The sequence below is a fragment of the Asaia sp. BMEF1 genome (assembly GCF_051628905.1).
Classification (GTDB): Bacteria; Pseudomonadota; Alphaproteobacteria; order Acetobacterales; family Acetobacteraceae; genus Asaia.
In genome coordinates this window covers 135339-156943 of record NZ_CP157575.1, presented here as the reverse complement: position 1 = coordinate 156943, position 21605 = coordinate 135339, and the positions used below count along the sequence as shown (strand labels likewise).

The window sequence follows — 21605 nt, the reverse complement described above, 5'->3', positions numbered from 1 at the left end:
ATGAGACTTACTTGATGAGGCTATCGGATAACCCGATAGCCCGGCGCTTTATTTCGTCCGAGAGATAGGCCATTGCGGGCGTCAGAGGCCGGTCACGCAGGCGCATCAGAGAGTAGGGTGCGAGCAGATCAGGCAGAGTAACCGGCAATTCCCGCAGTATTTCTGCCTTTGAAAAAAGATCGAACACCGAACGCGGTAAAACCGCCAGAAGGCTCGACCGCTGTAGAAGCCCGATCGTTGCATAGATGGACGTCAATTCGACAGGGAAGAGCGGCAGAGGCAATCGCGCCATCGTGAATGCCGCTTCGATTGCCTGACGCATCGGGCTGGGCGTCGTGTGAACGATCCAGCGCGCCCCGGTGAGCTGAGCGAGGCTCGTGGGCGGATCCTGCAAAACCGGATTCTGTGCGCCTGCTACGATGACGAGACGTTCCGGGGCCAGTTCCTCGACGATCAACTGATCCGCAGCTATCCCCTCTACCGGGCGGCCTATTGCCAGATCGATACGTCCCGCCTGCATCATCTCCATCAGGTCGTGACTGGTATCCACATGCAAGGTAACGCTGATATCGGGCTGTGCCTCGGCCAGATCGGCGAGTATGGGCAGAATAATCTCATGCAGAGGGGCGCTTATCGCCCCAATCGACACCGTTCCCGTCAGCCCTTGCTGAACGGCCTGAAGATCGTGGCGCAAACGACCCAGATCTGCCAGAATCTGTCGCGCATGACGGATAGCGACCGACCCGGCGCGTGTCGGGGTAAGACCATGGGCATGACGCTCGAAAAGCTGCACTTCAAGATCGGTCTCCATATCCTGCAAAAGCTTCGACGCCGTCGGCTGAGAAAGATTGAGCGAACGCGCCGCCCTGTTGAGCGCGGGCTCCAGATCGATCTGGCGCAGCAAAAGCAACTGCCTGAATTTGAGGCGAAATATCAGATTGTCGGTCATGATTCCGATGGTGGCGTCGAACGACGTCTCTGTCACTTCACGTCTGTCAAAGCACGGCATGAATTTTAAGGCCGATCGCGTCGACCTGTGGCTTGTTGGCCTGTAGATTGGTGCGCCAAATATGCTGGTAGTCCGGCTGGATCGACACCCCGCGAAAGGCGTGAAAATTATACGTCACCTCGAATGTCATGAGATGGCTTTGCGGGTAGGTCGCACTGCCGGGCAGGGAAAGGTTTTTCCGGTAGCGGATCCACTGCGATGCCACGAGATCGCGGCTGGCAAAGGTTTCCGACCATTCGATGCCAAACGTATCCTTGGGTCTTGACTTGAACAGCCCACGATCGACGATCCCGGCATAGACCTGCCAGTCATAGGGACTGTTCTCACCTTGACTCTTCGTCGCGCCCGCCAGCACGTAAAGGCCATGCAACGGGCCTGACCCGTTGCGCACCAGCATCTGGTCGCCCTGAAGCCATATCTGGGTCTTGCCGTTGGTCCAGCCATAAGGCAACCCGGTAGCCGCAGCCGGATTGCCATTCATATCGCGATACAGGTCGCGATAATTGGACGAGTCATAGGCCACGCCGAATTTATAGTGCCCGACGAGGTTATTCCTTCCGAATGAAGGGATGAGACCGATCTCGGTCGGAATGTACACACCCGTATAGAGTTCGGTCCCCATGCGAAAACCGGTGCGATCATACTGGTTGGTATTGAGATAGGGATTGACCCCGTAAAGCCCGGTCTGGACATAGACGCCGTGAAGCGGCCAGTAGCGCAACCTTGTTCCCCAGGTCGAACCCGGATAGGTGCCATAGCCTGCCGCGGTGCGCGTGAGCGATTTCGGTATGCCGCAATTCGATTTGTTCATGAAGGTGCAGAACAGCGGCGAATTGGCGAAGTCGATATTGACCGGCATTTTGCCAAGCGCGATCTGCACGCGATTTTTGAACAAGTCCTGCGTGCCATAGACATAGACGAGATGCACCCCGACATTGCCTCCACCGCCGTAGATCTCCTGAAACCCGTTCAGGGAGCGCTCGCCGAGATCCGAGGCCAGATTGTGCCCAGCACGGTTGACGATGACTGCATGAGTGATGAAACCCCGCCACCCGACCAGCCTGGACCAGTCGAGATCGAGCTCGACCCCGATCTGATGGGCATAGCCAGCATCGCCTGCATGACCGGCATTGAGTACCATGGCGCTCTCGCTCGTGTAGTCGATGACGACACCGACGCCCCTGCGATTAAGCGTTTTGACCAGCCGGTCCCATGCCGGAATCATGCTCTCTACCGGGGGCGTAAAAGGGGTATTGGCGTAAGAGGTCGGCGTGTCGAGCGCGAAAAGCGGCGCCGTTTCTGAAATCGGCCCGCGATACTGCGCCCGTGCCACAGGCGCGAGCATGAACAAGGCGCCGAGCATCGTCAGGGCCCTGATGGAAAACCTGTCTGGCATCGTCTGATAACCCGGAATTGGATTTTTATGTCAGGGCGTCTGGCCGAGAGGCCAGAGCGCCTGGGGTCACCCCCCCCCCAAAGCTAGGTGATCACAGGTGTCACCAGCGGGCGGCCAGCGAAGTGCGCCGCAAGATTGTCGATAACGAGCTTGCCCATTGCCTGACGCGTTTCAAGCGTGGCCGAGGCCCGGTGAGGCTGCAACACGACGTTGCTCATGGTCTTGAGTGCCTCTGGTACATTGGGCTCATCGACGAACACATCGAGGGCGGCTCGGCCCAGTCGTTTTTCCTGCAAGGCAACGACCAGCGCCTGCTCATCCACCACGGTACCGCGCGCGACATTGACCAGAAGCCCGTTCGGCCCCAGCGCCTCGATAACCTCACGATTGATCAGGTTGCGCGACTGCGCCCCACCCGAAGCCGCCACGACCAGAATATCGCTCTGCGCCGCAAGTGCGACGAGATCGTTCACGAAAGGGGTAGACGGCAGATCGAGATTGCGCCGACTGAAATATGACACCTGCATGGAAAAGGCCTGCGCACGACGGGCGATAGCCCGACCGACCTGTCCCATGCCGACAATACCGAGCTTCGCCCCGGAGACCTTGCGAGCAAGCGGCAAACCTTGTTTGCCCCACAGGCCGTCACGCACGAGACGATCTCCCGGCAGCAGGTCACGCAAGGAAGCGAGCATCAGTGCCATGGCCAGATCGGCGACGTCGTCAGTCAGCACGTCACGTGTGACCGTCACCGCGATCTGACGGCGAGCACACTCAACAAGATCGACCGCGTCAGTACCGATACCGTTGATGGCGATTACCTCAAGGGCAGGCAAAGCGTCCATCACCGCTCGCGGCACGCCCGTGCCACCGCCAGTTGCGATGGCGCGGATCGGCGCATCGACGGGCAGCGTCTCTCTCTGCCAGCGATGCACTGTATAAGCTGAATCGAGTGCAGCCTCGATTTCGGGCATCATGGGTTCGATCAGAAGAAGATGAGGCTTCATGGACTGGGCCTCCTTTCGTTGTGTGGTCGGTTTCAAGGGAGGATGACAGTTACCGGGGCAAGAGAGGCGATCTGTGCCGTGGCTGTCGTGCCGGGCGGCACGAAAATCGTGTCGGTCATCGAGCCGGTCGTCACGACGCTTCCGGCCCTGAGGGGCATTCCACGCGCGCTGGCATGGTTGGCCAGCCAGACTAGAAGACGCCTCGGATCACCAGCGGAATTGCCTCCGATATGCTCGATGACGCAGCCATCGCTCAGAGCGAGATGCACCGTTTCCGAAACGGGGCTGAGACGGCGCCAGGCCGTTTGACCCTCGCCAATGATGAGGGCCCCGTGGCTTCCCTGATCGGCGAGATGCACAAGACGCGGCTGCGTGTTGGGGCGCTCGAACCGCGTGTCGATAATCTCGATGGCGGTGTGTACCGAGTCCACCGCGTCCAGCACTTCATCGAGCGACCAAGGGCGTTCACGAGGCGGCAGATCGCGCGCGAAACGGTAAACGACCTCCGCCTCAACGCCGTAATGGCGCAAGGCCTTCTCCGGCAAGCGGGTATCGCCAAAAAAAAGCGTCGCTTCATGCAAAGGAGCGGCGAAAGGCACCCCCTCATGAGAAGGCGCACCGATCTTCCACCCGGTCACCTCTCCGAGCCTCGGCCGCAGGGCGTGAGCGATCTCATCCTGAACGGCATACGCCTCCGCCTCGCTCTGCGGCATGAGCGCCGGCTCAACTCCCGCGAGAGGGGCCGCGCCCTGACGTACGGCCAGAAGACGATGGGCGAAGGCAGAAAGGTCGTTACCCGCCGAACTCGGGCAATCGAGATAACTCATGACGGCAACGCCTTGTGTATGAGGTAGGGAAGAGGCCCTGACAGTGGCACATCAGGGCAGGAGGGCACGGCAAGGCTCACAGCGCGTCTTCCTGCGCCATGAGATCGCGCCCTTTTGTCTCTGGGATGGCAAAAGTTGCGGCGATGGCGAGGCAGGCCAGAAACACGACATAGCTTGCCAGCGGGATCCAGGCATATTTGCCGCTGCTCACCCCGCCGATATGAAAGCGGGCGAACATCGCGATCAGAAACTGCCCGACCATGGGGGAGACGCCGCCTGCGATGACTGAGGAGAATTCGCGGGTGAACGACACAGCCGTGTAACGATGGCGCAGTCCGAACATCTCCGGCAGCAGCGCCCCCTGTGTGCCGAACATACCCCAGGTCGCCACTCCGAGCGCGAAGGACAGGGCGATGGATGAGGCGAGAGGATTGCCCTGACTGAACACATACCAGACCGGCAGCGCGCTCACCGCCTGAAGAATGGCAAAGCCACGATAGACGCGAACACGACCGAATCGGTCGCTCAGCAAACCCGCAACCGGAATGGTCACCCCGCCGACCACAGCCGCCCCGATCAGCACCAGTGTGCCCCACTGGCTGCTCATGCCGACCGTGTGCACCAGATAGCTGATGGCCAACACCTGATAGATGGAAGAGCCGCCATTTTCCGCCATGCGCAGACCGAGCCCTGCAAGGATCGGGCGCCAGGAGCTGGCGAGGGTCTCACGAATGGACATCACCTCTTCATGACGCTCGTCGTCCTGAATTTTGGCGAAAGTGGGCGACTCCTTGAGACGCAGGCGCATATAGAGCGCGATCACCAGCAACAGCGCACTACCGATGAACGGGACGCGCCAGAGCATGGTCTGGGTGATGTCCGGCACACCGGTCAGCATGGAATAATAGATCAGGCCAGCAGCGACCGTGCCGAGCTGAATACCGAGAAAGGGCAGGGCAGCGTAATAACCCCGGCGCGTTCTCGGCGCTGACTCTGTCATCATCACAGCCGCGCCCGCCTGCTCGGCGCCCGCGCCAAAGCCTTGGGCCATGCGCAGAAAGACCAGCAGCAGGGGGGCTGCGATGCCGATACTGGCATAGGACGGAATAAGGCCGATCAATGCGCTGGCCAGACCCATCAGGGTGACGGTCAGCAACAGCACTTTCTTTCGTCCGTAGCGATCGCCCATACGTCCGAAAAAGATGCCGCCGATCGGGCGCACAGCAAATCCGATGAAATAGGTCGCAAAGCTCGCGACGAGTCCCAGACCGGGTATATTGCTTGGAAAGAAGAGCGGGCCGAAGATCAGGGCCGAGGCGAGGCTGTAAAGCGCGAAATCGTAATACTCCATCGCGCTGCCGATAGAGCAGGTCCAGGCAGCACGACGCAGTTCCGCCACAGGAAGTTCGGACACGGGCGTTTCGTGACGTGACGCGACTTCGGCGGCTCCCTCGGAAACTCCGCCCGGAACGCGGGTGCTCTGACCGCCCAGGCCACCCTGCGCCTTGTTCATGGCGAGTGAGATCATGACCTCACCCCCGTCACAGGAAGAAGGGGAACAACAAGCATCTGAGTGCCGTGTGAACGGAAGGCGAAGCGCCGAACCACCGTGAGAACCGTATCAACCATCATCACAAACCGCCTTGGACCTGAGGCAATCAGGCCCTGCTTGAGTAATTAGATCGATCTAAAAGCCTTCCCGAAAACTGCGCCTCAGAAAGAAGGGACGCAACAAGGCGAGGGAGGGAAGAAGCCTGACGAGCAGATCTAAACAAACTGTAATGACAACAAAACGCTTATTCGAAACAAAAGTCACATGGTTTGTGTGATACGAATGTCACTCTTATGTGATTGACCGGTTATTATCGAGCGGCAGGTCCTCGTGTGCTGTCACGCAAGACAAGCTCGGGAGCGATCACATGGCGCTCGTACGCCCGCTCTGGTCGAGCCAAGCGCTGTTGCAGCAGACCTGCGGCAACAGCACCGATCGTGTGCGGCATGGTTGCGATAGTGGTCAGCGACGGGAAAGCCGCAGCGGCCTGAGGCAGATCATCCATGCCTATCACCGCGAAATCGACTCCGACGATCCTGCCGCGCCGCCCCAAATGGTGGAAAAGCGAAAGAGCTATAATGTCGTTGTAGCAGATCGCAGCATCCGGGGGATTGCCCGAGACGAGAAGACGGTCAAACGCCTCTTCATCGTAACGATTATCGCGTGTCCCTGCGATGACAGGCATCGGAGTCAACCCAAGACGCCTGACGGCGGTTGTGTAGCCATCGAGACGGGCCAATGCCGCAGAATGCATTGCCATCGAGCCGATGAAGACAATCCTTCTGCGACCGGTCTCAACGAGATGCGCTATCGCCTGTTCGATGCCCGCAGCGTAGTCGGCGGTCACGACATCGCCTTGGCTGTTCGAAATCTCACGCAGCACCTGCACATAGGGCAGGCCGAGCCGTTCGAGCGCGTCGATCAATCCTTGATCGCTCCCTATGGCGGGGCAGATGATGAGCCCGTCGACATTATGCTCCCGCAGGCGCCGTATCTGACGGTCCTGCCTTTCGGGGGATTCTGCGGTGTTGGCAATCAGACAGATCGCCTCCGACACGTCATTGCTTTGTTCCACACCCGCCGTCAGCGTGCTGAAAAACGGATTGGCGATATTCGACAGAACGAGGCCGATGGTTCCTGTGCGGTTCTGCCTCAGATTGGCGGCGCCGCGATTATAGATATAGCCGAGCCGTTGCATGGCCTCCTTGACCCGCTCCCTTGTCGGCTCGGCCACGAGCGGGCTGTTGCGCAAAACGAGCGAGGCCGTCGCGCGCGACACTCCGGCTTCTTTCGCGACGGCAAGCAGGCTGACCGCAGAGGAAGAAGCGGCTTTTTTCATTCGATAGTGCCATCTGAACTGAATTGCCCGAGCATAAACAGGCAAGATCGCTTGTGAGCGAGGTTATGCAAGAGCAGGGCACGACCTACCCTCTCCCTGCGGTACGCCGCAAAGATCGTGCACTGATGCACGCTCAGTAGACAAGGCTAGGACATCGTAAGCAAGAAGCTTTGCAGTGAGAAAGCCAGAACTCGAGCCAGGCCATCGTTATTCTTTCACGAAATACTCGTTAATCCTCAATCGTGCTTATAGTTTGTCACTGGACGAGTTTCAGGCCACTCCCTAAAACCGGCACTATCGGTCCAATCCCGAATATGTCACAATCCCCATCATAATGCTGCGATGTGATTATTTTTTCTTTTTTTTAAGTATAAAATGCGGCTGGACGACAATATAAAGCCATCTCGATCCACATCATCCAGTCAACGTCGATGGGCTTCCGGGGACTTCTCCTCCTTGAATGGCCGATCAGCCACCATGTTTTTCATCGCATCTAGGGAAACCACTCTTGGCGAAAACAGTCCGACCGCGAGCGACCACCGCGAGAAAGAAGAAACCGGCTGCCGCGCAAATCGTCGCAGAAAATGAGGCCCCGCTGCCCTCGCAGGAACCGGCCATCCAGGCAGCAGAACACTCGCCCGAGCAGAACGAGGCGCCCAACCCGGTCGCGCCCGAAGAGCTTGTGGAAAACGCCCTTCAAACCGTCTCATCATATCCGGTAGAAGCGCTTTATTTCGACGCCACATGGTATCTGGCAGCCTATCCCGATGTCGGCGCGTGCGGGATCGATGCGGTCGAGCATTTCATGACCCATGGCTATCTCGAAGGTCGCGACCCGAACGGCTCTTTCAGCGTATCGGAATATATCGCAGCAAACCCGGACATTCCCTTGACGATCAACCCATTCCTGCACTTCATCATGCATGGTGCCGCTGAAGGTCGTCCGCTGCGACGCTAGGCCGGGCTTTAAGCCAGCATCAGGACCGAACAGGCAAGGATGACATCGTGCTGACTCGACGCTCGTTAATGGCCGCGGTTGCTGCGGCCTCTCCCGCTCTCTGTGGGAGCGGCGTTGCGCGAACGCTTGGCCATACGGCCAAGCCGTCGGCCCATGGTAGCTATGCTTCTTTCCTGCATACGCTTCGAGCAGAGGCGTTGAGCAAGGGCATTTCTGCAAACACGCTGTCTCGCGCGTTCGCGCTCACGACCGAACCCAACGCAAAAGTTATCAAGCTCGACAGGCATCAGCCCGAGTTCACCCTGACTTGGGCGCAGTATCGCGAGCGTGTCATCAGCGGCACGCGCATCAGCCAAGGCAAGGCCGCCCTGCAGCAATACGGCAAGCTTCTCGATGCTTCAGGGGCGCAATATGGCGTCGACCCGCGGGCGATCATGGGCATCTGGGGGCTGGAATCAGGCTTCGGTCGCAAGATCGGCACGTTTTCGGTGATCGACTCACTCGCTACTCTCGCTTTCGACGGGCGTCGCGCCACTTTCTTTCGTGGCGAGCTGTTCAAGGCGCTTCAGATTCTTGACCATGGCGATATCGCACCTGAAGCGATGCTCGGTTCCTATGCCGGGGCCATGGGGCAGCCGCAATTCATGCCCAGCGCCTATCTGCGCTACGCCGTCGATGCCGATCATGATGGCAGGCGCAATATCTGGTCAAGCGAGCAGGATGTCTTCGCATCGGTGGCCAATTATCTGCGTGGTTCCGGCTGGCAGGCAGAAGAGCCGTGGGGGCAACCGGTCAAATTGACGCAGGATATTCCCCAAACCCAGCTTGGTCGTGGCAACAAGCAGACCCTCGCAGCCTGGTCGGCGCTCGGTGTGCGTCGTGAAGATGGCTCGACCCTCTCCCGTCAGGATGTGACAGGCGCCGTGCTGCGTCCCGATGGGCCTGGCACGGAAGCTTTTATGGTTTATCGTAACTTCGATGTGATCCGACGCTATAACCCGTCAGATTTTTACGCGCTCGGTGTGGGATTGCTCGGATATGAAATCGGTTAAGGCATTCATTTCTTTTATAGCGGCAGGAACCGGCCTCGCCGGGTGTCACCATCAGGAAACGGCCAGGCAGGCCAGCCCTCACTATGTCGTGGGGCAGGCGTGGCAAGGCAGCGAGTCCTGGTTCTATCCCGCCGAGCGTTTCGGCGTGACGGAAACAGGGCTTGCCGTCATCCAGACTGCCCCAAAGGGTGGTCTGACTGCGGATGGTGAGATCTGGTCAGCCCAGGCGATGACTGGCGCGCATCAGACATTGCAGCTTCCGGCGATTGTGAGCGTGCGTAATCTTGCCAATGGCCGGATCGTGAAAATCCGGCTGAACGATCGTGGACCTGCATCGGCGGGCCGTATGCTGGCCGTGACGCCACGCGTTGCGACCCTTCTGGGCATGGGCAACGCCCCGACCCCGGTTGAAATCATCGAGGATGAGACGCTCAGTCGGCAGATTGCCGATTCCAATCCCGAGGCACCGAAACTTGACATTGCTGCGGCGCCACGTGAGGCCATCGTTGCCCAATCGCTTGACGACGGCAGCACACGCACACTGGGCATGAAATCGGGCGATACCCAGACAGGCGCCAGAACGCTGCTTTTGCCTGAGATGCCGCCAACAATCATGCAGGGCATGGCGGAGGCGCCGCTCTACCGCATCGAACTCGGCAGTTTTTCGGGCCATGCCGCCGCTGCGCGCGTTGCCGCGCAATGCGGCGCGGAGATAACCCAGGAGGCGGGTGGTGCGGGAACATTACCCTGGCTCGTTTCACTCGGCCCCTTCACAACGGTGCCTGAGGCGGATAGGGCATTAGCACAGGCGCGCCAATGCGGTGGCACGGGCGCGCATATCGTGGCCAAATAAGGTGTTGACGTGCGGACAAGACGTTTTCTGCTCTCGGGTGCGGCTGGGTTAGCCGTTTCAACTCAGTTCGCTTTCGCGCGCCCGCGACGCGGAAAAGCGGCGGCGGGCGCTGCCTCTGCAGCGCCGAGCGGCGCGGCAAGCGTGCCGAGCGCATCGCCTGCCACCACCCCGATCGGTCCGCTCGACACGGTTGCCCGTTGGGCGTGCATTATCGACTTCGACACAGGTGCGACGCTTCTCGAAAAAGCCGCCGATGAGCATATGCCACCGTCATCGCTCACGAAAATGATGACGGCCTATGTCACTTTCGGCATGCTGCGCGCCGGGCATCTGACGCTCACCCAGTCCCTGCCGGTCAGCGAGAAGGCCTGGCGCACCCAGGGCTCCAAGATGTTCGTGCCGCTCGGCCAGAGCGTGACCGTATCCGACCTGATTGAAGGCATGGTTATTCAGTCGGGTAACGATGCCTGTATCGTTCTGGCTGAAGGCATTGCCGGGTCTGAAGAGCAGTTCGTCAATCTGATGAACCAGACCGCTGCTAAACTTGGCATGACCAACACCCATTTTATGAACTGCACCGGCCTGCCGAATGAGTCGCAGTACATGAGCGCACGCGACGTCAGCCGCGTTGCCATGCATCTGATCCGCGACTACCCCGAATTCTATCATCTCTTCTCGGCCACCGAGTTCACTTACAACAATATCAAACAGGGTAATCGCAACGTCCTGGTCGATAAGGGCCTCGCAGATGGTCTCAAGACCGGCCATACCGATGCCGGTGGTTTCGGCCTCTGCGCCAGCTCCAAGCGTGATGGCCGACGCATCATCATGACGATCAACGGCACAAGCTCGATGAATGAACGGGCCCATGAAGGCGAGCGCCTGCTCGGCTGGGCCTTCGCCAATTTCGAGAATGTCACCCTGTTCCACCACGGTCAGGTGGTCGATCATATGCCCGTTTATATGGGCGAGGCCGCCGAGGTCGCGCTGGTCGGTACCCGCGACATCGTGCTGACTCTCCCGCATGGCTGGCAGCAGCGTAGCAGGATCAGCGTCGAATACCCGTCTCCTGCCATCGCGCCTGTCATGGCGGGCCAGACCATCGGCGCGCTCGTGCTGCAAAATCAGGGCATGCCCGATATCCGTCTCGATCTGGTCGCCGCCAATGCCGTGCCGCGCCTCGGTCTGGTCGGTCGGGCCCTGGCGCGCCTTGGCCACGGCCCCAAACCCGTGCCGCATAGCTGAGGCGTGAGCGGGCTTTTCATTACCTTCGAGGGCGGGGAAGGGGCGGGCAAGTCCACTCAGACCCGTCTGCTTTACACGGCACTGAGCGAAATGGGTTACGTCGTGCACCTGACGCGCGAGCCCGGCGGCTCTCCCGGTGCCGAGGCGCTGCGTGAGCTGATCCTGTTCAGCGAAGCGCCGCTCTCACAGCGCGCTCAGGCGCTTGCCCATATGGCAGCACGTGCCGACCATCTGGACAGTATCATCCTGCCCGCGCTTTTGCGCGGCGAAATAGTGATATGTGACCGGTTTCATGACTCGACGCTCGTTTATCAAGGCTATGGTTTGGCACGAGGCGATGCGACGAGCCTCGATTTCATCCGCTCGTTGCGCGGTTTGCTGGCTTGCGAACCCGATCTGACGCTAATGCTGGATGTCCCGCCCGAACTCGGCGCCGCCCGCGTGGCCGCACGAGGGGGCAAGCTCGACCGCTATGAGCGGGAAGAGGCTGCGTTTCACGAGCGCATTGCCGAGGGTTTCGACAAAGTGGCCCGCGAGGCACCTGAGCGTGTCAAACGCGTCGATGCGCGCCGCGCGCCCGACGAGGTGGCCACCGATATCCTCTCGATCGTTACACCCTATCTGCCGTCATGACAGCATCGGAGCATCCTGCCGCCTTGCCGCTCTTCGGCCACGAGGCCCAGCTGGTCCTGTTCAAGAAGGCGTTTGAGTCAGGTAGACTTCATCATGGCTGGATGATCCATGGGGAGTCAGGCATCGGTAAGACACGCTTTGCCTTTGCCTGCGCCCGCATCCTCCTGAACGGTATCGATCTCCAGAGCCGGGCGGGCCGCCAGATCAGCGCAGGCACCCATCCCAACCTGCTCGTCATCACCCGCCGGATGGACGAAAAACGCAAACGCATGCGGCAGGAGATCGTCATAGACGACGTGCGCCCCGTGCAGGATTTTTTGCATCATACCGCTGCTGACGGTGCCTGGCGTGTGGTGATTGTCGATGGGGCCGAAACGCTCAATCGCAATGCTGCGAATGCGCTGCTCAAGCTCCTTGAAGAACCGCCCAACCAGACAGTCTTTTTTCTGACCTGCCCGACGCCTTCGGCGCTATTGCCGACGATCAGAAGCCGCTGCCGCCTTATGGCGCTTGATGCGCTCTCTCCCGAGCAGACGCGGCAGGTGCTGAGACATCATGGCAAGAGCGGCGCCGAACTCGACACGCTTGCCGATCAGGCACAAGGCGCGCCGGGTCGTGTGCTGGCTACCGATCAGGGAACCGACAGGACGGCACGCCATCTGGCCGATACCCTGCTCGAAAACGGCGCAAGCGCCGACCCTGAGGCTTTGGCCAGCCTGCTGCGTCACGATGATGGTTTTGCCGTGCTGTGTTCTTTGCTAGGAGAGGCACTTGCGAACCGGGCCAGAACTCTGGCGGGGCAGGGAAATCTGATGCAGGCAAGCAAGGCCGCTGAAGCGTTCTCATCCCTTCAGGCGCTTCAGCGCGAGACCGAACGGTTCAATCTGGACAAGAATCAGGCTGCCAGACAGGCAGCCGCCATAGCGAGTGCCCCATGACTTCACGGTATTATGTCACTACCCCCATCTACTACGTGAATGGCGCACCGCATATCGGCCATGCCTATACGTCCATCGCCGCCGATGTTCTGGCGCGCTTCAATCGTCTGGACGGCAAGGATGTGTTTTTTCTGACCGGCACGGACGAGCATGGCCAGAAGGTCGAGCAGGCCGCACAGAATGCCGGTGTGGATACGCAGAGCTTCACGGATGGCATCGCAGCAGATTTCCGCAGCATGGCCGACGCCATGGAAATCTCCTACGACGATTTCATCCGCACCACGGAGCCGCGTCACAAGCAGGCGGCACAGGCTCTCTGGGAGAAGGTCGCTGCGAACGGCCATATCTACCTCGACGCCTATGAGGGCTGGTACGCCCTGCGTGACGAGTGCTTCTATTCCGAAGACGAGCTGACCACACACGCTGACGGCCGCAAGACGGCGCCTACCGGCGCGCCGGTCGAATGGGTGCGCGAGCCCTCCTATTTCTTCCGTCTTTCGGCATTCGAAGACCGGTTGCTGGCACTGTATGAGCAGCACCCGGAATTTCTCGGCCCGTCTGGCCGACGCAATGAAATCGTCAGCTTTGTTAAACAGGGTCTGAAAGACCTTTCGATCAGCCGCACCAGCTTCAAATGGGGCATTCCGGTCCCGAATGACCCGGACCATGTCATGTATGTCTGGTTCGACGCCCTGACCAATTATCTCTCGGCGCTGGGTTATCCAGACGAGAACGCAGAGCGTATGAAATACTGGCCCGCCTCGGCGCATATCGTCGGCAAGGATATCATCCGTTTTCATGCCGTTTTCTGGCCCGCCTTTCTGATGGCCGCCGAGATCGAACTGCCGCAATCGGTCTACGCCAATGGCTGGTGGACGATCGAAGGTGAGAAAATGAGCAAGTCGGTCGGCAATGTGATCGACCCACGCGATCTGGTGCAGAGCTTCGGCCTCGACCCCGTGCGCTTTTTCCTGCTGCGTGAAGTACCGTTCGGCGGAGATTCCGATCTCAGCCGACGCTCGCTCATCAACCGACTGAATGTCGAGCTGGCGAATGATCTCGGCAATCTGGCGCAGCGCACGCTCAGCCTCATTGCCCGCAATTGCGAGGCCAGCCTGCCAGCTGTCGACGCGTTGAGTAAGGACGATATCGCCCTGCTTGCCAGCGCATTGCTTCTGCCCGACCTCATGCGCGGCCAGCTTGCACGCTTTGCCGTGACCGATGCGCTTGAAGAAGTCTGGAAACTCATTCGCGCCTGCAATTCCTATATTGATCGTCAGGCCCCCTGGGCGCTGAAAAAGACCGATCTCGTGCGTATGGCAACGGTGCTGCGCGTTCTGCATGAGGCGCTGCGTCACATCGCGATCCTGCTTCAGCCCTATATGCCGGGCACGATGGACAAACTGCTGACCCAGCTTGGTGTCGCAGAGGGCAAACGCGGTTTCGCCTCGCTCTCCGAGCCTCTCGAGGCAGGGATAGCCCTGCCTGCGCCGCAGGGTCTGTTCCCGCGCTATGTCGAGCCCGAGAGCGCCGCGTGAACGAGCGCCGCATGACGGGTCTGATCGACACCCATTGCCACCTCGACCGTCTCGACGACGTTCCCGCCGCCCTCGCTCTGGCAAAAGAGCATGGGCTTTCGGGCATGACGACTATCGGCACGCGCCTGTCACAGGCACAGACCCAGATCGACCTCACGCGCTTCGACACACCCGATTTGCGTGTCTGGTGCGCTATCGGCACCCACCCAGACCATGTGGGCGAAGAGACACTGCCGGATGTCGCGACCATCACGACGCTTGCCGAGCCTGATTGCGTCATCGGTATCGGTGAGTCGGGCCTCGATTATCTGCATGGGGCCTTGCCAGTGCGCGCTGCCCAGGCCGAGAGCTTTCGCGTGCACATCGCGGCGGCGAGAGAGACGGGTCTGCCACTCGTGATCCACGCCCGCGAGGCCGATGACGATGTCGCAGCAATATTGCGCGACGAGCACGAGAAGGGTGCGTTCCCGTTCCTGCTTCATTGCTTCGCATCTGGCATGAATCTGGCACGCGCCGCGATAGAGCTGGGCGGCTATATCAGTTTCTCGGGTCTGCTGACCTTCCCCAAATGCGAGACGATACGCGACGTCGCGCGCGCCATGCCGCAGGACCGTCTTCTGGTCGAGACGGATAGCCCGTTTCTCGCCCCCGTGCCCAAGCGCGGCAAGCCAAACACGCCGGGTTATGTCGCCTATACTTCCGCACGACTGGCGCAGGAGCGCGGTATGGCGGTCGAATCTCTGACCGCGCTGACCACCGCCAATTTCTACGCGCTGTTCAGACGCGCCGCATGAAAGTCACGATCCTCGGCTGCGGTGGCTCTGGCGGTGTGCCCATGGTGGGCGGTGCGGATGGAGCAGGAATCTGGGGAGCCTGCGACCCGACCGAGCCGCGCAACCAGCGCACGCGCTCCTCTATCGTGATCGAGGCTGAAAGCGGCAAGCGCCTTCTGGTGGATTCGGGGCCGGATCTGCGGGCCCAGCTTCTTCGAGCGAAGATCGGTGTCGTGCATTCAGTGCTTTATACCCACGAGCACGCCGATCATGTCGCCGGGCTGGACGAGCTGCGCGCCATCAATCGTATGCTCGACGCGCCGCTGCCGCTTTACGCCACCGAAGCGGTGCTGGAAGAGCTTGAAGCGCGCTACAGCTATGCTTTTCGTCCCTGGAGCGGGACCGGGTTTTTCCGCCCGGTGCCCGACCCGCACCCGATCATCCTGACCGATCGTCTCTCTCTATGCGATCTCGAAATCCAGCTTTTCGAACAAAGGCATTATCGCATTCCTACGGCGGGAGTACGCTGCGGTGATTTTGCCTATTCCACCGATGTCGAGCATCTAAGCGAAGAGTCGCTGGCCTGTCTCGAGGGCGTGAAGACCTGGATTGTCGGCTGCTTTCAATACGAGCCGCATGTAGCCCATGCCTGGGTCGATCTGGTGATTGAATGGTGCAAGAGGCTCAAGCCCGAGCGGACCATCTTGACCCATATGGGGCCGGGTCTCGATTACCAGACGCTTCGTCGGGCGCTGCCTGAGGGCATTGAGCCCGGCTATGATGGCATGGTTCTCAGCCTCTAAATATTTCTTCGATTAACCAGTTTTTTGTTGAAGCGCGGTTCCACATCGCGATAGCGTCATCGTATCGGGTCAGTCCGGTCCTTTTAGACATCGCGTGAATTCCCTGAAATTCCGGTATTGCCGGGCCATTATTTTTTAATGTCGGAGCCTCCCATGGCTCCGCACCTATTGTCGTCTCCCATAGCCTGACTTCCCGACTTATCGCCTGCATGTCTCTCGGTGGGTATGACCGTTTCGCCCCCCGGCCCAGTGGCAGGCTTCCATCGGAGCATATGAGTCATGAGTTCACTCTCGGACGTCTTTACGCTGGCTTCTTCTTTTCGTGAGGAACGTCGGGAAACAGAGATGTCGCTGGCTTCCTATCTGTCTCTCTGCCGTGAAGACCCCAGCAGCTATGCGAGCGCTGCGGAGCGCATGCTCAAGGCCATTGGCGAGCCGGTCATGCTGGATTCGTCGCGCGACCCACGGCTGAGCCGCATTTTCATGAACCGCACCGTGCGCACCTATCCCGCCTTCGCCGATTTCTACGGTATGGAAGACGCGGTGGAGCAGATCGTCGGCTTCTTCCGCCACGCCGCTCAGGGGCTAGAAGAGCGAAAGCAGATTCTCTATCTGCTCGGCCCGGTCGGCGGCGGAAAATCCTCGCTTGGCGAACGTCTCAAGACGCTGATGGAACGCGAGCCGATCTATGTGCTCAAGGCGGGCAAGGAGATCAGCCCCGTTTTCGAAAGCCCGCTCGGCTTGTTCGACCCCGAACGTTTCGGGGCTTCCCTGCTCGACCAGTACAATATTCCCCGTCGCGTGCTGACCGGCATCGCGAGCCCCTGGGCGCTCAAGAGGCTTGAAGATTTCGACGGCGATATCTCGCGCTTTACGGTCGTAAGGCTCAATCCGTCAAAGCTGCGCCAGGTCGCCATCGCCAAGACGGAACCGGGTGACGACAATAATCAGGACGTCTCGGCGCTGGTCGGCAAGGTCGATATCCGCCAGCTCGAAAACTTCAGCCAGAACGATCCCGATGCCTACAGCTTCTCTGGCGGGCTGAACCGCGCCAATCAGGGACTTCTCGAATTCGTCGAGATGTTCAAGGCACCGATCAAGATGCTGCACCCTCTTCTGACGGCAACGCAGGAAGGGAATTATGTGGGCACCGAGAATATTGGCGCCATTCCTTTTACCGGCGTAATTCTGGCCCATTCGAACGAAGCCGAGTGGCAGTCTTTCCGCAATAACCGCACCAATGAGGCCTTCCTCGACCGTGTCTGCGTCATCAAGGTGCCGTACTGCCTGCGCGTCACCGAGGAATCCAAAATTTATGAGAAGCTGATCCAGTCTTCGGCCTTGGGCGAAGCGCCCTGCGCGCCCCATACGCTCGAAATGCTGGCTCAGTTCGCTGTACTGTCGCGTCTCAAATCGCACCCCAACTCGACCCAATTCGCCAAGATGCGCGTCTATGACGGCGAGAATATCCGCGAGACCGACCCCAAGGCCCGCGCCATGCAGGAGTACAAGGACAGCGCCGGTGTCGATGAGGGCATGGAGGGCATCTCCACTCGCTTCGCCTATAAGGTGCTTTCGGCCACGTTCAATCATGACCCGTCCGAGATCTCCGCTGACCCTGTGCATCTGATGTATGTGCTTGAGCAGGCGGTGCGTCGTGAGCAGTTTCCCGCAGAGGTGGAGGCCGCCTATCTCGCATCGCTCAAATCCGATCTGGCGCGCCGTTATGCTGAGTTTCTGGGCAATGAAATTCAGAAAGCCTATCTGGAGAGCTATAACGACTACGGCCAGAACCTTTTCGATCGCTATCTCGATTATGCCGATGCCTGGATCGAGGATCAGGATTTCAAGGACCCTGACACGGGTCAACTCATGAACCGCGATCTGCTGAATGCGGAGCTGAGCAAGACCGAAAAAGCGGCGGGTATCGCCAACCCCAAGGATTTTCGTAACGAGGTCGTCAAGTTCTCGCTGCGGTCGCGGGCCTCCAATGGCGGGCGTAATCCGTCATGGACAAGCTACGAGAAAATACGGGACGTCATCGAGAAGCGCATGTTCAGCCAGGTCGAGGATCTGCTGCCCGTCATCAGCTTCGGCTCGAAAAAGGATAGCACCAGCGAGCGCAAGCACGACGAGTTTGTCAGCCGCATGGCCGCGCGTGGTTATACCGAGCGTCAGGTGAGGCGCCTCGTCGAATGGTATATGCGCGTCAAGCAGTCTGCCTGATCTCTCGATAACGGAGCGTTTCATGGAAATCATAGACAGGCGCCCGAACCCGCACGGCAAGAACACCGAAAACCGCCAGCGCGTCCTGACAAGGGCGCGCCAGGCCATACAGACAGCGGTGCGAGACGCCGCAGCGCAGGGGCGCATCCGAGAGATCGGACAGGACAGCGCGGTGTCCATTCCGGCAGATGTGCTGCATGAGCCGAGCTTTCACCGACACTTCAGTGCCGGGGCGCGTAGTTTCGTGCTGCCCGGCAACAAGGAATTCGTCAAGGGCGACCGCCTGCGCCGCCCGCCGGGTGGCGCAGGTGAGGGTGGCGGAGAGGGGAATGGCGCGGGCGAAGAGGGCGGCGGCGAAGATTCCTATCGCTTCGTATTGTCGCGCGAGGAGTTCCTCGATCTGTTTTTCGACGATCTCGAGCTGCCCGATCTCATCAAGCGCGAGGTCGCCTCGACCTCGTCGCTTGCTACCAGTCGCTCTGGCCTCACAAGTGACGGCTCTCCTTCACAGATCGATCTCGGGCGCACCATGCGACGCTCTATGGGGCGACGTATCGGGCTCAAACGCCCGAAACCGCAGGAGCTGATCGACATTGAGACCGAGATCACGGCACTAGAGGAAGAGCGACCACTTTCGGATGCAAAATTCCTGCGCCTGCAGGAGCTGCGTGAGAGCAAGAGCCTGCTTCGCCAAAGGCTGGCGCGCATTCCATGGGTCGATCCTGTCGATCTGCGTTATCGCCGCTTCACACCCGTGCCCAAGCCCACCACACAGGCCGTCATTTTCTGCATCATGGACGTCTCGGGCTCCATGACTGAAAAAATGAAGGAGCTGGGCAAGCAGTTCTTCATGCTGCTGCATGTCTTCCTGGAAAAACGCTACGAGAAGCTCGAAATTGTCTTCATCCGCCATGCGGAAACGGCGGAAGAAGTCGATGAGGACGTGTTCTTTACCGACCCGCGCACCGGCGGCACGGTTGTCTCGACGGCACTCGACCTCATGCAAGAGGTGCAGCGCGAGCGCTTTCCGGCCGATAAATGGAATATCTATGTCGCGCAGGTTTCGGACGGGGATAATATTTCGTCCGATATGAGCAAAGTGAACCGGCTGATGACAGAGGCCATACTGCCGGTCGTGCAGTATTACGCCTATGTCGAGGTCAGTATGGGCGGGGCGCTTTTACGCAGCGAGACCGATCTGTGGCGCGGCTATAGAGCGATTGCCGATACCACACCGCAACTCGCCATGCGTCAGGTGCAGGACCGACGCGATATTTTCCCGGTCTTCAGAGATCTTTTTGCCCGTCGCGCAGCCGAGCGGGCAGGGGAGTGAGCATGCTCTATACAGGCACAGACTGGAGTTTCCCGATCCTTCGCGACTGCTATGGCGAGATCGACCGCATTGCGAGTGAGGAACTCAAGCTCGACACCTATCCCAACCGGATCGAGATCATCACCTCCGAGCAGATGCTCGATGTCTATACTTCGCACGGCATGCCGATCAGCTACCCGCATTGGTCGGCGGGGAAGCGCTTCGTCTCGCATGAAAACGCGTATAAGCGCGGGCTGATGGGGCTGGCCTATGAGGTCGTGATCAATTCGAGCCCCTGCATCAGCTACCTTATGGAAGAAAATACGGCGACTATGCAGGCGCTGGTCATCGCCCACGCAGCTTTCGGCCATAACCATTTTTTCAAGAATAATCGTCTGTTTCGCGAGTGGACGGACTCGACGCAGATCCTCGATTACCTCGAATTCGCGCGGGGCTATGTCGCCCGCTGCGAGGAAAGATATGGCGTGAAGGCCGTCGAACGCATTCTCGATGCAGCTCATGCGCTACAGAATCAGGGTGTCGATCGCCATACGGGCAGCAAGCGTCTCGATTTGCGCCAGGAACAGGAGCGCGCCAGAGAGCGGCGCACTTACGAAGACGAGCAGTTCAACGATCTGTGGCGCACCTTACCAGACAGCCAGAAGCCGGCTCATGGCACTGCTGAGTCCGGCGATCTGGGCACCGCTCTGGGACTACCGGAGGAAAACATCCTCTATTTCCTCGAAAAAAACGCCCCGAGACTGGCCAATTGGGAGCGTGAGATCATCCGCATCGTGCGCCTGATCGCGCAGTATTTTTATCCGCAGCCACAAGCCAAGCTCATGAACGAGGGCTGTGCCACGTGGGTACACAACTTCATCATGCATCGTCTTCATGACAAGAAGCTGATTGACGATGCCGCAATACTCGAAGTCATCCATTCCACCAGTAACGTCATCACCCAGAGAGGCTTTGACGAGGGGGGAGGGCCGAACTTCAACCCCTATGCGCTCGGCTTTGCCATGATGACAGATATCGCCCGTGTTTGTACTGACCCCACAGAAGAAGACCGTTTATGGTTCCCCGATCACGCAGGCAATCGCGATCCGATCGGCACACTGCATCACGCCTGGGCGGAGTATCGCGACGAAAGCTTCGTGCAGCAATTTCTCTCGCCCAAGGTCATGCGCGATTTTCGTCTCTTTCGCCTCGAAGACGATCTGGCGCAGCCTTATCTTCTGGTCGATGCGATACATGATGAAGCGGGCTACCGGGATATAAGACGCTCTGTCGCGTCCTCCTACGATCCCGGATTGCTGGCCGAGGAAATCGAGATCGTGGGTGCAGACCTGACCGGAGACCGTATTTTGCGTCTGGAACACCGCACCAGGCCCGGCAAGCTTTTACAACCTACGGATGCAAGGCTGACTCTGGAACATCTTGGCGCACTTTGGGGCTATGGTGTGATTTTAAAGGAAGTCGACAGCCAGACTGGCGCGGAGCTCGGAAGCTACGCTTTGGCGTGACCGCGGAAGCCGAAACTGAGAGTGACGATCAGAGGCGACCTCCGGGCTGATTCTGAGATGTGGGTTGGCATAATATATCTTATCGAACTTTCATTGCAGGCTAAAAGGATGTGCTTCGCGGCCTGCAAAACAAGCCGACAAATCATGCTCCCATTTCCCGGACCCCAATCCGGTTCAACCCCAAGTCTAACCTGGCTACACCACTCCTCCTGCCTTAGCCCGCCGACGAATGGACTCCATGACTCCTCTCCCTGTTCATGTCGACCAACGCCATGCAGATACGGAATACCGCCATGATCAGCTGTGTCGCCCTGCTCCGTGCCTTCACTGTCGAGGCACCCGGTGAACTGCCGATAACGACCTTCGCACATGGGTGCGAAGGTCGGATGTGGGAAGGTGAAAATCACTATCACCAGCAAGGATATCTTTTCACGCGGCGACATCCCTGAAGCGGATAGGCACTCAGTGCTCAAAAATCAATTCGAGGCCCTCGCGGTCGCAATAGCAGATCCGATCATTCGCTCAGGGCGCGAGATGGCGGTGACTCTCGCTTTCAGCGTCGTCGCGGACAGTTCCGCCAATCGGCTCGCAACGCTTTATCTGAACAGGTCGCTTCGC

The 21605-nt window shown here is 59.3% G+C and carries 18 protein-coding genes; 12 read left to right on the top strand and 6 right to left on the bottom strand.

Annotated features, from left to right (window positions below; all coding sequences use genetic code 11):
- Positions 1-7: 7 nt before the first annotated feature.
- The 6 genes from ABHV46_RS00650 to ABHV46_RS00625 form a co-directional block, all read right to left on the bottom strand.
- The gene (locus ABHV46_RS00650) at positions 8-985 is read right to left on the bottom strand and encodes a LysR family transcriptional regulator (protein ID WP_438382280.1); all 978 of its coding nucleotides are present in this window, start codon (positions 983-985) and stop codon (positions 8-10) included.
- Positions 986-995: 10 nt separating this feature from the next.
- The gene (locus tag ABHV46_RS00645; RefSeq protein ID WP_438382279.1) at positions 996-2405 is read right to left on the bottom strand and encodes a carbohydrate porin; all 1410 of its coding nucleotides are present in this window, start codon (positions 2403-2405) and stop codon (positions 996-998) included.
- A gap of 83 nt (positions 2406-2488) precedes the next feature.
- Positions 2489-3412, bottom strand: coding sequence for a 2-hydroxyacid dehydrogenase (locus ABHV46_RS00640; protein ID WP_438382278.1), 924 nt, complete (start codon positions 3410-3412; stop codon positions 2489-2491).
- A 32-nt stretch (positions 3413-3444) separates the two neighbouring features.
- Complete coding sequence (locus ABHV46_RS00635; RefSeq protein ID WP_438382277.1) at positions 3445-4239, bottom strand: 2-keto-4-pentenoate hydratase; 795 nt, start codon at positions 4237-4239, stop codon at positions 3445-3447.
- Positions 4240-4315: 76 nt separating this feature from the next.
- The gene (locus tag ABHV46_RS00630; protein ID WP_438382276.1) at positions 4316-5767 is read right to left on the bottom strand and encodes an MFS transporter; all 1452 of its coding nucleotides are present in this window, start codon (positions 5765-5767) and stop codon (positions 4316-4318) included.
- Positions 5768-6101: 334 nt separating this feature from the next.
- The gene (locus ABHV46_RS00625) at positions 6102-7130 is read right to left on the bottom strand and encodes a LacI family DNA-binding transcriptional regulator (RefSeq protein WP_438382275.1); all 1029 of its coding nucleotides are present in this window, start codon (positions 7128-7130) and stop codon (positions 6102-6104) included.
- 508 nt (positions 7131-7638) lie between these two features.
- On the opposite strand from ABHV46_RS00625, the gene ABHV46_RS00620 reads away from it, so the two are divergent.
- From ABHV46_RS00620 to ABHV46_RS00565, 12 genes are all read left to right on the top strand, one after another.
- Positions 7639-8088 (top strand): hypothetical protein, encoded by a 450-nt coding sequence (locus ABHV46_RS00620; protein ID WP_336945371.1) that lies wholly within the window; start codon positions 7639-7641, stop codon positions 8086-8088.
- Between the two features lie 50 nt (positions 8089-8138).
- Positions 8139-9140: a lytic murein transglycosylase gene (locus ABHV46_RS00615; protein ID WP_438384479.1), complete on the top strand. Its 1002-nt coding sequence runs from the start codon at positions 8139-8141 to the stop codon at positions 9138-9140.
- A complete protein-coding gene (locus tag ABHV46_RS00610) occupies positions 9127-9993 on the top strand; it encodes a septal ring lytic transglycosylase RlpA family protein (RefSeq protein WP_438382274.1) in 867 nt (288 codons plus the stop codon). Before ABHV46_RS00615 ends, ABHV46_RS00610 begins: the two co-directional genes overlap by 14 nt.
- Before the next feature lie 9 nt (positions 9994-10002).
- Positions 10003-11238 carry a D-alanyl-D-alanine carboxypeptidase family protein gene (locus ABHV46_RS00605; protein ID WP_438382273.1) on the top strand — a complete coding sequence of 412 codons (1236 nt, stop codon included), beginning with the start codon at positions 10003-10005 and terminating at the stop codon, positions 11236-11238.
- 3 nt (positions 11239-11241) lie between these two features.
- Positions 11242-11871: a dTMP kinase gene (gene tmk, locus ABHV46_RS00600; protein WP_438382272.1), complete on the top strand. Its 630-nt coding sequence runs from the start codon at positions 11242-11244 to the stop codon at positions 11869-11871.
- Positions 11868-12809 carry an AAA family ATPase gene (locus ABHV46_RS00595; RefSeq protein WP_438382271.1) on the top strand — a complete coding sequence of 314 codons (942 nt, stop codon included), beginning with the start codon at positions 11868-11870 and terminating at the stop codon, positions 12807-12809. The genes tmk and ABHV46_RS00595 overlap by 4 nt, the downstream gene beginning before the upstream one ends.
- Positions 12806-14347: a methionine--tRNA ligase gene (gene metG, locus ABHV46_RS00590; RefSeq protein ID WP_438382270.1), complete on the top strand. Its 1542-nt coding sequence runs from the start codon at positions 12806-12808 to the stop codon at positions 14345-14347. The genes ABHV46_RS00595 and metG overlap by 4 nt, the downstream gene beginning before the upstream one ends.
- An 11-nt stretch (positions 14348-14358) precedes the next feature.
- Positions 14359-15141 carry a TatD family hydrolase gene (locus tag ABHV46_RS00585; protein ID WP_438384476.1) on the top strand — a complete coding sequence of 261 codons (783 nt, stop codon included), beginning with the start codon at positions 14359-14361 and terminating at the stop codon, positions 15139-15141.
- Positions 15138-15923: an MBL fold metallo-hydrolase gene (locus ABHV46_RS00580; RefSeq protein WP_438382269.1), complete on the top strand. Its 786-nt coding sequence runs from the start codon at positions 15138-15140 to the stop codon at positions 15921-15923. Before ABHV46_RS00585 ends, ABHV46_RS00580 begins: the two co-directional genes overlap by 4 nt.
- A gap of 279 nt (positions 15924-16202) precedes the next feature.
- The gene (locus ABHV46_RS00575) at positions 16203-18149 is read left to right on the top strand and encodes a PrkA family serine protein kinase (protein ID WP_438382268.1); all 1947 of its coding nucleotides are present in this window, start codon (positions 16203-16205) and stop codon (positions 18147-18149) included.
- Between the two features lie 22 nt (positions 18150-18171).
- The gene (locus tag ABHV46_RS00570; RefSeq protein ID WP_438382267.1) at positions 18172-19482 is read left to right on the top strand and encodes a YeaH/YhbH family protein; all 1311 of its coding nucleotides are present in this window, start codon (positions 18172-18174) and stop codon (positions 19480-19482) included.
- Positions 19483-19484: 2 nt separating this feature from the next.
- On the top strand, positions 19485-20987 hold the full coding sequence (locus tag ABHV46_RS00565; RefSeq protein ID WP_438382266.1) for a SpoVR family protein: 1503 nt from the start codon (positions 19485-19487) through the stop codon (positions 20985-20987).
- The last annotated feature ends 618 nt before the right edge of the window (positions 20988-21605 follow it).